The sequence below is a fragment of the Desulforhopalus glucosivorans genome, from assembly GCF_054397165.1.
The window spans coordinates 3,606,420-3,623,493 of sequence record NZ_AP044854.1 but is presented as its reverse complement, the minus strand read 5'-3'; the positions used below and the strand labels follow the sequence as shown (position 1 = coordinate 3,623,493).

At 45.8% G+C, this 17,074-nt stretch carries 13 protein-coding genes; 1 reads left to right on the top strand and 12 read right to left on the bottom strand.

Translation table 11 applies throughout. From position 1 onward, the window contains the following. From ACX6CI_RS15670 to ACX6CI_RS15615, 12 genes are all read right to left on the bottom strand, one after another. On the bottom strand, positions 1-1,446 hold the full coding sequence (locus ACX6CI_RS15670; RefSeq protein WP_458774586.1) for a sigma-54-dependent transcriptional regulator: 1,446 nt from the start codon (positions 1,444-1,446) through the stop codon (positions 1-3). Next, the gene (locus ACX6CI_RS15665; RefSeq protein WP_458774585.1) at positions 1,443-2,456 is read right to left on the bottom strand and encodes a protein-tyrosine phosphatase family protein; all 1,014 of its coding nucleotides are present in this window, start codon (positions 2,454-2,456) and stop codon (positions 1,443-1,445) included. Before ACX6CI_RS15665 ends, ACX6CI_RS15670 begins: the two co-directional genes overlap by 4 nt. A 37-nt stretch (positions 2,457-2,493) precedes the next feature. Further along, a complete protein-coding gene (locus tag ACX6CI_RS15660; RefSeq protein WP_458774584.1) occupies positions 2,494-4,959 on the bottom strand; it encodes a PEP/pyruvate-binding domain-containing protein in 2,466 nt (821 codons plus the stop codon). A 35-nt stretch (positions 4,960-4,994) separates the two neighbouring features. Beyond that, entirely contained in the window at positions 4,995-5,621 is a 627-nt protein-coding gene (locus ACX6CI_RS15655; RefSeq protein WP_458774583.1) for a hypothetical protein, read from the bottom strand. 98 nt (positions 5,622-5,719) lie between these two features. Continuing rightward, on the bottom strand, positions 5,720-7,420 hold the full coding sequence (locus ACX6CI_RS15650; RefSeq protein ID WP_458774582.1) for a sulfite exporter TauE/SafE family protein: 1,701 nt from the start codon (positions 7,418-7,420) through the stop codon (positions 5,720-5,722). A 96-nt stretch (positions 7,421-7,516) separates the two neighbouring features. Continuing rightward, positions 7,517-7,954, bottom strand: a complete 438-nt coding sequence (locus ACX6CI_RS15645) for a hypothetical protein (RefSeq protein ID WP_458774581.1) — start codon at positions 7,952-7,954, stop codon at positions 7,517-7,519. After that, on the bottom strand, positions 7,951-9,636 hold the full coding sequence (locus tag ACX6CI_RS15640) for a GAF domain-containing protein (RefSeq protein WP_458774580.1): 1,686 nt from the start codon (positions 9,634-9,636) through the stop codon (positions 7,951-7,953). The genes ACX6CI_RS15645 and ACX6CI_RS15640 overlap by 4 nt, the downstream gene beginning before the upstream one ends. Positions 9,637-9,709: 73 nt before the next feature. Then, the gene (locus ACX6CI_RS15635; protein WP_458774579.1) at positions 9,710-10,162 is read right to left on the bottom strand and encodes a 4Fe-4S dicluster domain-containing protein; all 453 of its coding nucleotides are present in this window, start codon (positions 10,160-10,162) and stop codon (positions 9,710-9,712) included. Beyond that, a complete protein-coding gene (locus ACX6CI_RS15630) occupies positions 10,159-12,276 on the bottom strand; it encodes a molybdopterin-containing oxidoreductase family protein (protein ID WP_458774578.1) in 2,118 nt (705 codons plus the stop codon). Before ACX6CI_RS15630 ends, ACX6CI_RS15635 begins: the two co-directional genes overlap by 4 nt. A gap of 36 nt (positions 12,277-12,312) precedes the next feature. Further along, positions 12,313-12,672: a response regulator gene (locus ACX6CI_RS15625; RefSeq protein ID WP_458774577.1), complete on the bottom strand. Its 360-nt coding sequence runs from the start codon at positions 12,670-12,672 to the stop codon at positions 12,313-12,315. Position 12,673: 1 nt separating this feature from the next. After that, positions 12,674-14,233, bottom strand: coding sequence for a two-component system sensor histidine kinase NtrB (locus ACX6CI_RS15620; RefSeq protein ID WP_458774576.1), 1,560 nt, complete (start codon positions 14,231-14,233; stop codon positions 12,674-12,676). Beyond that, a complete protein-coding gene (locus ACX6CI_RS15615; protein WP_458774575.1) occupies positions 14,230-14,697 on the bottom strand; it encodes a hypothetical protein in 468 nt (155 codons plus the stop codon). The genes ACX6CI_RS15620 and ACX6CI_RS15615 overlap by 4 nt, the downstream gene beginning before the upstream one ends. A 662-nt stretch (positions 14,698-15,359) precedes the next feature. On the opposite strand from ACX6CI_RS15615, the gene ACX6CI_RS15610 reads away from it, so the two are divergent. Next, the gene (locus ACX6CI_RS15610) at positions 15,360-16,223 is read left to right on the top strand and encodes a YitT family protein (protein WP_458774574.1); all 864 of its coding nucleotides are present in this window, start codon (positions 15,360-15,362) and stop codon (positions 16,221-16,223) included. Positions 16,224-17,074 lie beyond the last annotated feature (851 nt).

Here is a 17,074-nt window from a genome sequence, read left to right as displayed (position 1 = left end):
TCACTCTTTGTAGTTGGCCGAAAGGATATTATATCTTCGCATGATACGCTGTAAGCCTTGGCGTTCCAGACCACAGGAGGCCGCCGCATTGGTCACGTTTCCATTAAAAATAGTAAGGAGATTGTGGAGGTAGTCTTTGGAAAATCTTTTAATGATCTCCGTTTTCGCTTCATTATACGGGGTGGCGTAGAGATCCTCAAATCCTGCAGTTGTTCCAGTTTCGACAACTTTTTCTTCTGAGTGCTCGAGTAAGTCTTCCAGATCAGCAGCCACCATTCTGTCACCTGGGGTGAGTAGAACAATTCTTTTAATGTTGTTTTGCAATTCTCTGATGTTCCCATTCCACCTTCTTTGATACAGGTGTTGAAGTACCTCTGGTGGTACCATCAGGTTTTTCCTCTCATACTGTTTTTTAAACTTTGTGAAAAAGTGGTTAATAAGAAGTGGTATGTCTTCGCGCATTTCACGGAGACTAGGCATGGTAACGGTAACGACGTTGAGTCGATAGAAGAGGTCCTCTCTGAAATCGCCATCTTTGATTTTCTGTTCAAGATCCTGGTTGGTGGAGGCAACCACCCGGACATCAACCTTAATGGTTTTATTTTGTCCTAAGGGTTGTATCTCTTTTTCCTGCAGAACCCGTAATAGTTTTGTCTGAATAGAAACCGGAATGTCAGCAATTTCATCAAGGAGTATGGTTGAACCATGGGCCTCTAAAAACAACCCTTTTTTATCATTATTGGCCCCGGTAAAAGCACCTTTACTATAGCCAAACAATTCACTCTCAAGCACATTTTCTGGTAATGCGGGGCAGTTAACAGTGATCATCTGCCTCTGCTTACGACTACTCATACTGTGAAGGGCCCTTGCAGCGACCTCTTTACCAGTACCGCTTTCTCCTCTAATGAGAACGGTGGCATCGGTATTGGCGACGCGGGAGAGGAGGTCTAAGGCGTGGGTAAGTGCCGGGCCCTGGCCCACAAACCCCTGGGGTGGCGACAGGGTGCTTATTTTCTCTTTAAGCTGTTGGTTGGTCCGCAGTAACGCGGTGCGCTCAATGCAGTTATTGACGACCCGAACAATGTGATCTTTTTCAAATGGTTTTTGTAGAAAATCATAGGCTCCGTCTTTAAGTGATTGAACTGCTACATCGATGGTGCCGTAGCCTGTCATTATCACAACAGATATTGCGGAATCGTGGGCCTGGATCTTTTGTAAAAGCTGTAAGCCATCGAGATCAGGCATTTTGATATCTGAAACCACAACATCAGGACTGTTGTCGCGTAAAAGAGCTAAGGCCTCAATTCCAGAGGAGGCAGTGATTACTCTGCAGTCACATTTTTTCTTTAAAACCAGTTGTAACATGGAGAGCATATCAGGCTCATCATCGACCACCATTACCAGCTTCTGTTGGTCTGCTGTCTCTCCATTTTTATAGTTTGTCATCTGTTCTTTTTTTGTGATGCAAGAAATTGAAAATAGTTTTGGATGAATTTTCCTGATATGGCGTCCGATCTTCCAACGGAGGGTGGCGTTGTTTTGTTGTCCTCGCCAAAAAGGGCACGAAAGATCTCCTGGGACAGTGCGCTGAGTTCAAGACTTATCTCGGCTAGTTGTTCCTCAGTAAATTCAACTCCCTGCAGGCGGCATTGCAGAGGTCTGTTTTGGGGGAGCATACATCCTTCTTCACCATATAGGGGGCATACTTCCTTTGATGTATGAGCGTTTTCAATGAGGGCTCCGGAGCCAGAGCCCCCAGATGCCTTGTCAATTACCAGTTGTCTTTCTTTGGCTGACAGTCCGACGTTTACCTTACTATTTAAGTAGAGAGCCTCTATGGGTGCAAGGGAAAAGTTGTTTTTACAGCAACGTTCTGGATCGGTTGTTACGGTTTCAGGTAGTTTTGACTGTACAATAAAATCGACACGTTTAAGAAGTTGCTCATAACGCGTATAGAAACAACTGAGGTCCAGTCCGTCTCTGTTGGCCGCCGTGGGTTGACCTATCTTTAACGTACCTTCTTTTTTTCCGAATTTTCTAAGTAGCCACCACTGGCTGAAATTAGTGGGATTAGCCCTTGTCTTTTTGAGGAGTTTCTCCGCCTTTCGTAAGCCCAGACCGCGTCGAAGAAGGTAGGCGGTGACAAAGGTACCAGTTCTGCCAACCCCGTGTTTGCAATGGACAAGGACCTTTTTACCAAGATACATGGCCTCATCAATCCAGGCGAGAGCCTCCTCCATTTCCTCCATCTTTGGAGCTTTTTCATCGGTTATGGGGAGGTAAAAGACTTCAAAACCGGAGTTTTCTTCAAGTTCATGGAGGTCGCAGAATTCCTCACAGAGATTGACAATGGCATCAATACCGTGATCACGAATATCGTCGAGTTCGGCGTAGGACATCGGGGCGTGGCCTACTGCTAGATTATTGGTGATCCATGTGAGTTGGTAACCTGACATGTTTTTTATACTCGTATAATTAAGATATTAAAGGATTTTATCCTTCCTGGGAGAAGGAATAGCGGCCTGCAAAAAAATCTTCAACGCAGCGATCCACCATTTCATCGGAGTCGAGCACCATGTCCATAAGCTTACTGGCACCGAGCAAGCGACCGAGCATATCCAGTCGTTCTATTATCATATCTTTAGAGTAACCTTGGAATTTAGCCTCGAGAAGATCTCCTTTTTTATCAACAATAAAGTCTAGTCGCAGAAGGACTCCAGAAAGAAAATCTATCCGCCAGGACATCTGATCGTAATCTCCACCACCTCCAGCAAATCTAAGCATACAATGGTTTTCGGCTTGTTTTTCTCCGCACATAACATCAACGATAGTGAAGTGGTAGCCAAAGCGCAGGTTGAAGTGCAGGTAGTCAGCACTCACCACTGCGTAGCTTGCAAAGGCGAAGCTGTCTTTTTTGGGCGGGACTCCTCCTGCCAGTTCGATCTTATCGTAGGCGTCCCAGTCAAAGGGTTTCTGTTTCCATTGCACATCAGGATGGGACAGTCCGCTCCAGAGTGACTGAAAGGGGGCTGATGACACCGATGGGAGGGGGACAGATTGTCCTTTTTTCATCTCCTCGCTAATTCCACCACCCACGTCAAAGAGAAATACATCAAGGGGGATGTCGGCGGCAAGACGCAGCGAGCCGCGGCCTGTACCGGGCTTTGCACCAGAAAACATGGAAAATAAGGCCTTTTCATGACAAAACCTGATTATGTCATGCATCGACCTGCACCCCTCCGGGGTAAAATTGTCTCCAGCGGGATCGGTTAACTCAAGGGGCGTGATAAATTTCAGAGCCTCACTGAGGACTCGGTGATACGGGTTGTTGGGGGGTGGTTTACGATGGGTCTTGATAAGTTCTTCAAGCAGACCATCATAAACCAGACCTCTGTTACCATCAACTGTGACATAATTCCCTGGATTAAATCGTGCTCTGGCGTTTTCAATTCCTGTCAGGAAGGGTATCTGAAATTCTCTTGCTACGGTGGCAAAGTGGCTGGCACGGCTGCCACGTTCTGAAAGAACGGCGGCCACCCTGTCAATAACCTTAACAAAGTCGGGAGGAGAATCTTGCGTTACAATGACTGAACCGTGGGCGATATTTTCAAGATCGTGCTTGCTGTCCACCCGATATACTACACCTCCAGCAACACCGGATGAAGCCTTTTCACAGCCGCTCAAAAGAATCTGCGTTCTGTAATCGCTGTCATCAGTGGATGAGTCATCATCTTCTGAAATGTGTAGTTCACGTGCCTGTAGGATATATAACTCATCATCGCTGTCTATTGCCCATTCTATATCTTGGGGAGTACCAAAATAGTCTTCAATCATCATCCCCTGTTTGGCAAGATCAAGGGCTTGCTGGTCAGTGATAATAGGACTGAGGGTCTCCTTGCAAATGATACTGTGACCGGCTTTTTTCTGGATCATATAGTAATCGGGATTGACTGAACCTGATACGAGCTGATCCCCGAGGCCTGGAGTAATATGCAGGTGGATATAGTCACGGTCACGGCTGTCACTGGTCACCCCTGTGGAATAAAGAACACCGCTGCTGGCAGAGTCTACCATTTCCTGGACAAGAACGGACATGGCTGTCTCTTCATCACCTAAGCCCTGGCTTATTCGGTAAAAAAGGGCTTCAGGTGAGTATTTAGAGGCAACCACCTGTTTGTATGCTTTACCGATGTCGGATCTTACCACATTAAGGACAGTTTCATATTGACCGGCAAAGGAAGCGTCTCCATCCTCATTTATGGCACTGGATCGTACAGCGACCTTAATACTACTATCACCGCTCGTTCCCCAACTGTCGTATGTTGTGTATATCGCCTTTTCAATGTCTGGGGGGAGCTCTGACTCTAATATAATTGCGCGTAATTTTTGTGAAATATGTTCAAGGGATTTACCTGAATAGATATTAAGTTCAGCAAGGTGTGTTTCTATGGTTTGGCGGAGATTGTTGTATTCTATGAGGTAGTGGTAGCCGCTACTGGAGATCGCAAAGCCTTGTGGTACTGCGGTGCCCAGAGTTCGTTGTAGAATGGCAAGATGTTTGGCCTTGTTGCCGATATTTAAATCGTCTTTTTCAATAATATCAAATGGGATAACATAGGGAGGCCCGAAATGTATTGCGGGTGTGGCGATGAGGAAACGGGTATAGAAATCAAATTTTTTATGATAGCTTTTAAGTGATGAGTAGCGGCCTGGATCCATGGTCTCAAGGGCCTGGATCATTCCGGCAACGTGCCTGGAAAATGAGCTGAATCGTTTTCGTATCCGGGCAAAATCTTCCCGGTTGCCGTCGTGGAGTAGTACCTGGAATTCTGCCATTTCTTCATGGCAGCTGATGTCATAGCTGAGGAGTTCTTTCAGCGCCTCATATTTTTCACGCAAAAGAGTCCCAGGCGCGATAATACGGTAACTCCAATGCTTAAATAATGAATTGAGCTGCATTATTCCTCCAGATCACCGCGTTATTATGTAAGCTATTAACAGCTTGTCTCTTTTATTGGGGAGTGAAGCGAGGACATTGAATCTCTTTTGGCAGGTTGTAATTTCTGTATGATTCTTGCCACCGCAAACCAAACCAGGAACCCCAAAAACAAGGAAATGAGGTACCAGAAAACTGCACCAACGAGGATCGGATCTCCACTGGTTGATGGGAGTTTTACGACGTAAGCCTGTCCAAATAGAGAGGTGAGCTTCTCTGTTCTGTAATATTCATTTATAAAGGCAAACATAAAAAATATCGGGATAATCTTTCTTGCAATACCAAGCATAAATCCTTCGAAGAAGTAGTCGTAATAGGCTTTGTTGAGTTCTGCCTTATCGATATTCCTCGCCATTCTTTTGCCCTTTTCCCTATCTTCACACCGCATGGCTTCATCACGAATTGCAGACCAGTAGTTGAACTTTTTCTCAAGTTCAGTGTAGCGTTTGGTCGTAATCAAGCGTGTGAGAATTTTGATGACGCCTATGGTGCCGAGTGCAAGAAGAAAAATTAATACAACTGGCCCCAGGAAATGGAAGTTCTGAAGAGCCCCATAAAAAGAATCTGCAAGAACGATAAACCCTGCGGCCATATATTCCCAAACTGTATCTAAAAAAGCATCCATTGCTTGTACTCTCTTATTTCAATAATGCTGCAAGTCGGAAAACTACATCCCGACTTGCAGCAGTGTATTCTTCGAACTGCTGTCTTCTCGCTGTTGTATCAGATCCAAACTTCAATTTTGAAGAAACGGAAGAACAGGAAGAACAGGGTGATGGCCAAAACGACCTTCAACTGCATTTCACTAAACAGCTTTTGTGCACGGCTACCAAGCATACCACCGGCAAAACCACCGATAATGATAGCACCAGCGAGTACCCAGTCGGGCCAGTAACCGATCATAACATAACCGATAAAAGAACCGATACTGGAGAAACATGTGCCAATCAGAGAAATAGGTACAGCAACGTACATTGGTAGCGCACCTAAGGTGGTCATTGCGGGTACGAGGAGGAACCCACCACCGATACCAAAAGATCGGGAAACGATACCGATGAGAACACCAAGGATAGCAAAGAGCAGTGGGTTGATGCGGAACTCTTCACCCCAAAACTTGAAGCGGTAGTCGGTAAGACCACTTTTCACAGGCTCGATGGAGCCCATTTCCATAGCTTCACCAGTCTCTTTTGCTTTCTTGACGGCTGCGTTGAACTTCTGGGTCATGGCCTTGATGTTTTTACGCTTGTTCATGGCCTTGGGTGTCATTTCCATCAGGGTCTTGATACCCATGATAACAACGAGAACAGCAAGCCACTCTTTGTATTCCTTCATGGGCAGTAGAGCAGAGACGTATTTACCAAGCCAGATGGAACCGATGAAGATACCGACACCGAAAGAAAGACCAACAGGCCATGCAACACGCTTTTCAACCACTGCAAATCGGTAAAAAGATCCGAGCGGGGAGAAAAGGGTAAGAGCCATGTTGGAAGGCTTGAGCACGTTAGCGGCATTAACACCAACAGGTCCTGCGGTTTGTACAATGAGTACCTGGAAGGCGGCCATGAGCATACCACCGGCGGCACCGATCATGGAGAAGTAGGTACCAACGAGGATAGCCCCGATTGTGATCCAGAGTGGGTTCATGTAGCGGTAGCCCTTGGTGAGCCAGAAACCCTTGCCAGCGAGGGTAAAATCAGCTTCTTTGGCACCGTTTACATAGACGTCAAATTTGGTATCTGGAGCGGTGTGACGATAGGACTTGAAGGTAGCGGTGAATTTACCGGTTGCTTTGTCAAGATCAACCTTGGTGTCCTTGTCCCAGTAGTTTCCGCTGGAGGCATCGGTGAGTACAGTACGGGAGAAAATAACAATTTTACCAACCTTGCTGCCTTCCTTGACGATGGTGTTGATACCATAACTGTTTTCATTAGCCCACCGCAGGAAATTCCACTGTTCTGCGCTGGCGATAGGACCGAGTCCTGCTTTTGCAGCCGCATCAATAGAGTTGAAATCTTTTGTCAGCGCGTACTTCGTGGTAGAGTAGAGTCCCTGGCCCTTTTTGAAGATTATGCTGGGGCCACCGAACTTGGTATCTGCTTTTTTACCGAAAGCGGATGGGTTGGATGTCAAAACATAGTAGAGCGGCGGGATGGAAGTGTCTGCTGCAAAACCTTGTTTTTTTGTCTCTTTGGCAAATCTTTTTTTCTCATGGGGCATCGTTGCGTCGGAAGGCTTGAACTCATTCTGCTGAGCTACTGCCAGGTATAATTCCTGACCTGGTTCGATACTGCCTTCAATTGTTACGGTATCGCCGGCACTGCCGTTGGTGGTGACCTTAGTTTCTGCAAATGAAAGACTGTAGCTTGCCAGCAGAAACAGGGTAACGTTTGCAAGGACGATAAAGGGGGTGCGCATTACTTTCATGCTGTTTTCTCCTCTGTGAATAATGGGTGGATATGTTTGTACAGGTTTTTGATTATGTCTTCTTACTTAGCTCTCCTCCTGTAGAATTAATGATCGTTATGACCTGTTGAGTTGACGGTTTTTACGGGCGATCCAGGCTCCCAGAAAAGTGAATATCAGGGCAGCTGAGCCACAAATGAGGTATCGGTTAATGTTAACAAGACTTTCCCATGGGCAAAAAAGCAGGATTACATTGCAACCTGCAATGGTGAGTAGTATCGCCATGAGGCAGAGGGATAGTTTTGGTAGTTGGTTATCTGTTCTATTCTTATCTGTGAGACTGTATCCACCTGCTGCGCAGTTAAAGGCGATGAGTGCAGGGAGTGCCATGGGGAGGGCGGAAGTGGATACGAACATTGATAAAAATGCCAGGAGTATCACGATACCGATGGCACCGGTGATAAAGGCGTAGAGAAAAACACCTACGGGTGAGGCTATGAATTGTTTAATTTTGTCCACTGTACCTTGAACTCCGTTTGTGTATATATCAATCACTTTTGATCTCTTGATTTAAGGCTGACGATTTTGGTGTCACCGACGTATTCTTGCGTTTCAAAGCCGGTGGCCTCCGTCATGGCACGGGTAAGCTCACCCATTTTTTTCATATTTCGGATAATCATGTCCATCTCTTCGATCATCTCATCAGAGCTAAGGTCGTCGCGCAGGAGCTGGGCGGTACCTAGGGCTGCAAAAAGCGGACTGTTGAGTTCATGGGCGGCAGTGCCGGCCATTTCAACAACTCCTTCAAGCTTCATACGTTCCATCTTTTCCTGTTCGAGCAGTTGTTGATCGGTAATATCACGAACAGCTTCTATGACGAAATCAACCTTGTTATCTGCTCCCATGATTGGGGTGAGGTGGCGCTCGTACCATTTGGATCCATCTGTTGATCCCTCTCCTCCCAGGTGATCCATGATGGATAAGGGATTATGCTCTTCAAAAACACTATCAATGGGACAGGCGTGACTGCCGTTTGATCCCCAGGGAACTATCTTTTCATAGAGTTCACCCAGAATCTCACTCTCCCTGAAATCGAGGCTTTCAAGGAAAAAACTATTGGCCATAATGATCCGCTTATCAGGTCCGATGACCAGAATTTGCATCCAGAGTGAATCAAGAATTGTTTGCAGGAAGCGCTCATGCTCTTCAATCTGCTCAAATAGGAGAGTGATCTTGCGGTAGGTCCGTGCCTTTTGGATGGCATTGCCGCCTTCTTTGGCAACAGTTACCGTAAAATCGATCTCACTTTTGGAAAATGACCTGGGCTCATCGGTCAGGAGTCGTAAGATCCCGATAATTTCTGCACCGTCACGAATGGGGGTCACCAGAATTGATTTGATACCTTCTTCTTTTATAGCTACGTGGTGATCAACCCTTGGATCAGTTGTTGCGTCAAAAATGGCTACAGCTTCCCCTTTAACCGCTTTGAAAAAAGCATTTTCCCGGCTTATGCTTCCACGGTCCAGGTAGGTTTGGGACAGGCCCGAGGCAGCAACGAGTTCGAGCCGGTTTGTTGCCGGGTGTAGTAGTCGTACCGTACATCCCTTCACCTTTAAGAGTGGGGGAAGCTTGTTGACTATGGTTTTGAGAATTTCATCGAGATTAAGTGTGGAATTTACAAGACTTGAGATCTCACGAAGTTCGGACAAAAACTTCACCTGGACTTCAAGTTCCTGGAATAACCGGCTGTTGGTGAACGCCATTCCAACCTGTTCGGCAAGGGACATGGCAAAGGCAATCTCAGATTCGGCAAATTCCCTCGAGTCTTTTGTGAGTAACCTCAGTATCCCGATCACCTCGTTATTGAAAATGATGGGCAGTGACATAGCCGACTTCACACCTTCCTGGGTGAAATAAATACAGGAATCGTGATCACAGATAATGTCCATATCCTTTTTGGCGATTGGTTTGCCCTTTTTCAGAGACTCCATCACCTCACTGGAATCGATGGTAGATCTGGATAAATATTGCTCAGATAGTCCCCACGCGGCACCCAGGGTAAAACCACCGGTGCCTGCATCGAGTAGTCGAATCGTTGCTGCGTCAACTTCAAGAAGTTCAGGCAACCGTCGCACCACGAGATCCATCACCTGCTGGGGGTCGTGGAGACTACTTATCAGCCGTGTTACTTCCTGAAATACATCAAGGTAACCGCTCTGTTTTTGTGTTGCATCCATTGTCACTTACAGTTCTGGTGCCCCGGGGAACGGGGCGCGCCAGAATGGGAGGTTTAATAAAACAGTGTGCAGCTTAAACCGGCTGAAGCTCAACAAGTTTAAGGGCGTGGGTTGTACACTTAGAGACGCAGGCAGGCTTTAATCCCGCATCTAAACGATCCATGCACATGTCACACTTCACAGCTTTTCCATCATCAGGGTTTTGTACAGGAATATCCCAGGGACATGCAGTCTTACACGCCATGCAACCTATACATTTTTCCTGGTCAATGTAGACAATCCCGTCTGCTCTCTGGATCATCGCATCTGCTGGACAAACCGGAGCGCAGAGTGGATCATCACAGTGTCGGCAGGTGGAAAAGGTGATTTCAAGGCGAGGAACGCCACCAATCTTTTTAAGAGGGGTGGTGCTGATATCGCAGAGAAATGGGCCTACCGGCAAATCTTTGTTTACCTTGCAATGTACCTCACAACCGTGGCAGGCTATACATCTGCGGCTATTAAGGTGGATCATATATTTTTTCACAGTTCTGCTCTCCCCTTGCTATTACGGATACTCTTTTTCACAAATACAAACGCTTCGCAGAGGTTGACACCTCCACCGGCCTTATCCCAGTCGTCAAGCTTTCCGACCATGAGTTTCTGGTCACTGACGCCTGCGAGGTAGCTGCGGGTCTGTTTTGGGATATCCTTGCCAAAGCCGTGGGTGGTAAAGACCGCCTCGGGATGGACGTGGTCAGTTACATGTGCTGCAACGGTTGCATTGTATGATTTGTCTTTTGAGGATATTTCCACAAGATCACCACTTACAATGCCCATCTTTTTGGCCTGCTTGGTATTCACCCATAGGGTGTTGGTTGGCATGAGTTCAGAAAGCAGAGGGTTGTTTGTGGTGTGCCCCTGGGTGTGTATTGCTACCTTGCCGTAGATGAGCCTGAACATTCCTTTTTCTGGAGCCTTATCGGGGGCTTCAAAAGGTTTGAGGGATGGCAGGTTGTTTTGGTCGAGCTTTTCACTGAGTATTTCAATCTTGCCACTGGGGGTTTTAAACTGGCCATCAAGTTTTTCACGGTCATAGAAGATCGGAGAGTCGGTCAGTTCTATAAAACCCTTTTCTTCAAAGTCAGCCATGGTGTAGCCGGTGGGTTCCAACTGCCACGCCCAGAGTTCTTCAATGGTCTTGAAAGGAAAGGTCTCTTCAAGGCCGAGACGATGGGCCAAAGCCGTGAAAATTTCACAGGAGGATCTTGTATCGTTGATAGGCTCTATCGCTTTTCGTCTCACAGCAAGTCGTGGCTTAAGGCCTTTTTGCTGAACGATTGGAGTATCGCGCTCAAGGTAGGTAGACTCCGGCAGAATAACATCTGAGTACCAGCCAAATTCACTGTAGTTGGTATCTATGGAAACGAGCAGATCACACTTGTCCATGGCAAGTTTCTGCTTCTCAGGATCGGGCATGCCACTAAATGGATCATGCCGCATTGCGATCCACGCCTTGATTGGATACGGATCTTCTGCGATCATGCGGTTGAAAAAGAGATGGGCAAGGCCAGGGCCCTTATCGAAATGGTTAAATTCCCAGCCTACACCGTCACCGCGTTTAATATCGGGCTTACCGCAATCGATACTTCTGATACCCTTCTTGCCGCAGTCTCCAGCACCTTTAGGAATAAAGAGCCCACCCTTCATTTCAATATTGCCCATGAGGACGTTTAAGATGTGCATTGCGCGACTTGCATAAAACGAATCGCCATAGCGGGCAAGATTCCAGCCTGGGTGAAAGATAACATTAGGGCGGTCCTGACCGATCTCCTCCACAAAGGCGATGATGTCTTTTTCTTTTACATCACACTCTTTAGCAGCCCATGCAGGGGTGTATTCTTCAACAAAGGTGCAGAGTTCATCAAAGCCAGTTACATAGCGTTCTAAGAAATCCTTGTCGTAATAGCCTTTTTTAATGACCTGATGAATAACACCGAGGGCGAGAGCATAATCGGTTCCAGGGCGCACCTGAAAAAACCGGGTGGCCTTGACGCCTGTCATGGTCTGGCGAACATCAACGTAGGTGAGGCGACCACCAGCCTCAAGCATATCAAGGGTCTGGTTGTTTTCAGCAATACGAAGAGCAGAAAACATATCCCGGCCAAAAAGAACCAGGTGTTTTGCATTTTTGATGTCGTATGCAAACCCCTTGCGGCCAACCCCATTTATGGAAAGGCTTGCGTGGTGGGTATTGCGGCCGCACGTGCAGTCATGGTTTGTGTAATTCGGGGAACCGTATGCGTGGATGAACGCCTTGTACATTCCCTGCCATGGACCGCCTCTTGAAGAGAGGACAACTGATTCGGGGCCGAAGTCTTTTTTTATTGATTTCATCTTATCTGCGATAAAATCGAGAGCCTCATCCCAGCTCGCCTTTCTCCAGCGGCCGGCACCCCTGTCTCCTACACGAATGAGCGGCTGCTGCGGACGTTCAGTGTCGTTCATCATGGCGACACCTGCAGACCCTTTAGCACAGAGAGCACCGTCGAGTTGGTGTGGGTTTCCTTCGATCCAGGTAACCTTGTTATCCTGTGACTCCACGCGAATCGGGCAGCGGACAGTACACATCCCGCATATGGAGTAGACTGATTTCTTCATTAAAATCTCCTCGTAGATAATTCCTGTTTTCTGGCCTTATCGTGCCAGAATTCCTGCTACTTTTTCTTCAAGTTCTGATTTATCTATTGGTTTGACACAGTATTCTCCAGCTCCAAGCTCAATGGCTTCTCGTGCTGTCTCAATGGTCGGGTAGCCGGTGAGCATGATGACCTTCATTGCAGGTGTCGTTTTTTTCATCTCTTCCAGCACCTGTATCCCACTCATTTTTTTGAGTTTGATATCGAGAATAGCAAGATCAATTGGGTTCTTGGCGGCATATTTTATTGCCTCTTCTTCCTCGGTGAAGGTTGTTACTGTGTGTCCTTTTCTGGTGAGGATTTTCTGGATAAGAATCACCGCATCCAGCACATCATCTAAAACGAGTATCTCTGCCATTTTAGTGTTGCTCCCTATCTTCGTCGCTTTGGCTTGTTGTTACAGGCAGCCAGATATGAAAGGCTGTGCCCTGCACTGTTGTGTTATTTTCTGGATCTGTAACCGGGCTTTCGAGGCTGATACGTCCGCCATGGTCTTTAATGATGCCGTAGGTGACGGACAGGCCAAGACCTGTACCTTTTCCGACATCTTTGGTGGTAAAGAAAGGATCAAAAATTTTGTTTTTAATCTCATCGGGGATACCGGTACCAGTATCCTGGACGGTGGTTTTTATCTCATCACCATCAACTTGGGTGGTCACTATTATCTCGCCGCCATCTTCGAGGGCGTACTGGGCGTTGTTGAAGAGATTGATAAAGACCTGATGGAGCTTTTCGGCATCACCCGTGATTTGCGGCAGGTTTTCACCGAAATGACGCTCTATATCAACCCGGTTAATATTGAGGGTGTGCTCGGTTACGGCAAGGACTTCACTGATGATGTTGTTGAGGTTGATGGATGCTTTGGCACTATCAGCCTGGCGTGAAAATTTAAGCAGATCAGCAACAATTCTTCTACAGGCCTTGGTCTGACGCTCCATGACCAACAGACTGGAGTGGGTTTCGGACTCAATATCGAAGTCATCCATCATCAACTGAGTGTAGCCTAAGATGATACCTAAGGGGGTGTTAATCTCATGGGCGACGCCTGCAGCCATCTGACCGACGGAGGCCATCTTTTCCTGGTTAATGAGCTGTTCGGTCATCGTTCGCAGGCGGGTCATATCTTTACCGATGCCCTCACAGCCAATGAAGGTGCCTCGGTCGTCGTAAACCGCGGTTGCGGTCAGCAGGATACGCTTTGTTTCTTCGTGGTTATCCTTGAACTCAATTTCCAGATCGCTTATGAAACCGTTTTTATTAAGATTGTGCAGGTAAGCGTCCAGGTCTTTCTTGTCGGCAAATAGATCGTGGAAATTCAATTGTTCAAACGGCTGCTCAAATCCAAGAAGATCAATACCACTACTGTTGATATTGGTGATATTGCCTTCTTGGTCGCAGAAATAAATAATATCCTGAGAGTTTTCGAAAAAGTTTCTGAATTTTTTCTCAGATTCGGAAAGATTTCTTGTACGGACTTCCACCATCTCTTCCAGATGGGCGTTCAGTTCCTGCAGTTGTGATGCGCTAAGAGCAAGCTGGGTGTTAGCATGAGAGAGTTTGGCAGCTTTTTGACGAATCAGCTTATATGCAGCAAGTCCCTTGTGGTAATAGATTATGACGGCTGCAACGGAGATCATCAACATTGTGTTGAAGCCGCCTGAGAATGGAGACAGTTGTTTCCATAGTGCACTATTATCGCTGTATACGAGTACAATACGTACCATGTGACCAACTCCACGGGAGAGGGAGAAGGCGGTCATGGCAATACAGAAGTAGAACAAAAACCCCCATATGAAGTTGCTCGGTTGGAGTCGCACCAGAGACCAGGCATAGCGGAGTGCCATGAACGAGAAAAGGATGGCAAGGGCTGAACCAAAAAATTCGACAGTGACTGCAGGAAGGAGTGGGATGCCGTTCATTTGCCCTCCTGCAGTAGCGCTTCCTGATAAAAGGTACGCAGGCTGATCACAAGGGCAAGGAGACCGGGAACATTAAGAAAATGATCCATCTTTGTGAGATAATAGAGGACCTTTATTCCTGTAATGGGCGGGGCCAGTTGTTCTTGCCAGTTGCCCTTATCTATAAAATCTGATGGGGATAAATGGCCAAAGGCCTCGTGACCAGTAAAGGCAATGATATTCCACGCTATAAGAAAGAAACAGAATATTTGGAGGTATTTCCATCCTTTACTTTCTATGGCGGGGGACTTTCTGGTGTGCCAGTAGAGATATCCGAGTGCCCCTAGAAATAGCACGTGGGCCATCTGATGGACGTATATGCCCTCCGGCGCCCCATGGGATTGGAGTGCCCAGCTGTTCTCAACGTTACCGAAAAGAATGGAAAGGGTTACTGCAATGATATGGGCATAATGTGGTTTTTTCATAATATCTCTCATCGAAGTCTGCTATAGCATCTCCTGTGCCTGATTTACGTATTGGGATGTGGATTTTTAAATGATACGTAATATCAGGTCTTTATCTTTTTACTTATGATTCACCGCACCTAACCTATTATAAGATTAAACATCTTGGGGGAAAAAAGTGCAACATCACGGTTGCACTTTTTGGTACACTAAAAAGCCTGAGGGATTGAGATCATTAGAAAAAATAAAATTTAGATACTACGGTGTGTTATGTCTGGTCTGAGTGTGGTGCATCGAAAATGTTGCACTCGTTAAAAGCTCTATCTAAGGGGTAGTTTTATACAAGTGTAGAGAAGCAGGGATAGCTTTGGTGCAACATTAATAATGCACTTTCGGGCTGTCTGTGAGCTGGGTGACAAGGGTGTTATTTATTTTTGCCATAAAAACTGATAATGTAATTGACAATGCTGGCTTATTCAGATAATAACCCAGCCTCTTTTTTTTGAGATAGTTGATGTCTGGAAGAAGGGGACCTCTAGTCAGGACAAATGGTTTGAGAATTGCTCAATAACTGCTATCTGATGGTAGCAGTTAACAATGAGAATTTTTGTAATTTTAGTTTTGGTGTCAGCTTTTTAAAAGCTAGCCACTACTATGAATAGTATCACTTTTAGGTGTGTAATATGGCCAGTAGATTTGCTGAGATAAAGTTCAGCGTTCCATGGAACCTTTTACTTATTACTGTTGGGTCAATTTTATTTGTGATTGGGATTAATGGTATTGTGGTTCATCACTCTTTTATTCCAGGGGGCCTTTATGGTCTATGCCTATTTATCTATTATAAGACAGGATTTCTGTCACCTGGAATTATATTCCTGTTGCTTAATATCCCCTTTTATATTCTTGGTTGGTTTCTTATCAGCAGACGTTTTGTTCTCTACACCATATATGGCAGTACACTCATAACTATAGCATCAGAGCTGATTGTTCTGGATTTTGGTATTCATGATCAGCTCTATGCCGCCATCGCTGCGGGTTGTATTAGTGGGGCCGGAGGAGGCTTGATACTACGAACACTTGGAGCAGCGGGTGGCCTTGATATCGTCGCAATCATTCTTCATAAGTTATACAATATTGGAGTGGGCAAGACCTTTCTTATCTTTAACGTGCTGCTTTTTACGATGGTTGTAGCGAACTATACGGCAGATATTCTTATTGCCTCAATAATTCTCACCTTCGTTACCAGCAGCTGTATAGAATATTTTCTTACTCTCTTTAACCAGAGAAAGATCGTCTATGTCATTAGTGATCTTTCATCTAAAATTGCAGAGAGCATGGTGAACGATCTCCAGCTCGGGGCGACTTTTATAAAAGGTCGTGGAGCGTATTCTGGCAGAGATAAGGAAATACTCATGGCGATAACCAATAATATCCAGCTCAAGCGTATGGAGGAGAAGGTTTTTTCCATCGACCCTGAAGCACTGTTCATTGTTGAAAACAGCTTTGATGTTATCGGTTCTAGTTTTAGAAAAAGAAAGATATATTAGTGTCTTACTTGGGGGGGACTGTCATGGGGAACAGGAGATTGAGTGTTGGGGGATTTGATGATATCGCACCATTTTCATGGTACTTATCCTGTTTATCGGGGTAAGTGTCGTAGCCCTGAACTGCTGCCATAATAAGCTGGTGGTGTAGCTACCTGTTTGTCTTAACTCTTGTGGTGTTCGATATGGTGCATGTTACTGCTGTGTTGTATTTCATGCTGCCTGACAACATTAAAGCTTGTCCGTCGAGTCGTTTCGCAGCAGAAACACAGGAACAATTCTAAGGCGCAGGATTTCTGAAGTGTTTGACCTTGCCAAAGCTAACCTCGAAAATCAAATTGTCGGGTTTATCCGCAACTTCTCTGGCATCTTGATTCTATCCCAAAATACCATCATGCTTTGGTGTTCATGGATAAGCTTTACTCTCAAATTCTTTTTTGGTTGTCAGGTATTTGGGAAAGCATAACTTCTTAGATACAGTAGATCTCTCAAGTTAGAGTCAAGTCTCCTTTTTGAAAGGTGTCTTCATGCTATATTAACAGAGGACTGAATCTCAGAGCGCACTATCAGTCGCCAATTATCGATAAAATGGAGCAATGAATTAAAACTTTTAATTATTGAATATTCATGATTCTTATGCTTTCTTGTCTCAATGGAGGCAGGCTGGCGCCCCTCTTTGCCATAATCCATCTTGATAATTGCATGGGCTACTCACACCTCTAGTAAAGGAGAAAAATGTCTACTCCCTGAAGATTATTCAGATCATATGTTATGGTACTCCTATCTTGGTAAAACAGCTGTTGTATCTTCATCACACAAGCCATTGATGTGGTGAAGATACTCCATCAGATCTT

Excerpts from the sequence above, each read along its gene's own strand:
- ACX6CI_RS15640 (WP_458774580.1), bottom strand. The coding sequence starts at position 9,636 with ATGGATGCAACACAAAAACAGAGCGGTTACCTTGATGTATTTCAGGAA.
- ACX6CI_RS15655 (WP_458774583.1), bottom strand. The coding sequence starts at position 5,621 with ATGGATGCTTTTTTAGATACAGTTTGGGAATATATGGCCGCAGGGTTT.
- ACX6CI_RS15610 (WP_458774574.1), top strand. The coding sequence starts at position 15,360 with ATGGCCAGTAGATTTGCTGAGATAAAGTTCAGCGTTCCATGGAACCTT.
- ACX6CI_RS15615 (WP_458774575.1), bottom strand. The coding sequence starts at position 14,697 with ATGAAAAAACCACATTATGCCCATATCATTGCAGTAACCCTTTCCATT.
- ACX6CI_RS15625 (WP_458774577.1), bottom strand. The coding sequence starts at position 12,672 with ATGGCAGAGATACTCGTTTTAGATGATGTGCTGGATGCGGTGATTCTT.
- ACX6CI_RS15670 (WP_458774586.1), bottom strand. The coding sequence starts at position 1,446 with ATGACAAACTATAAAAATGGAGAGACAGCAGACCAACAGAAGCTGGTA.
- ACX6CI_RS15650 (WP_458774582.1), bottom strand. The coding sequence starts at position 7,420 with ATGAAAGTAATGCGCACCCCCTTTATCGTCCTTGCAAACGTTACCCTG.
- ACX6CI_RS15660 (WP_458774584.1), bottom strand. The coding sequence starts at position 4,959 with ATGCAGCTCAATTCATTATTTAAGCATTGGAGTTACCGTATTATCGCG.
- ACX6CI_RS15665 (WP_458774585.1), bottom strand. The coding sequence starts at position 2,456 with ATGTCAGGTTACCAACTCACATGGATCACCAATAATCTAGCAGTAGGC.
- ACX6CI_RS15630 (WP_458774578.1), bottom strand. The coding sequence starts at position 12,276 with ATGAAGAAATCAGTCTACTCCATATGCGGGATGTGTACTGTCCGCTGC.
- ACX6CI_RS15620 (WP_458774576.1), bottom strand. The coding sequence starts at position 14,233 with ATGAACGGCATCCCACTCCTTCCTGCAGTCACTGTCGAATTTTTTGGT.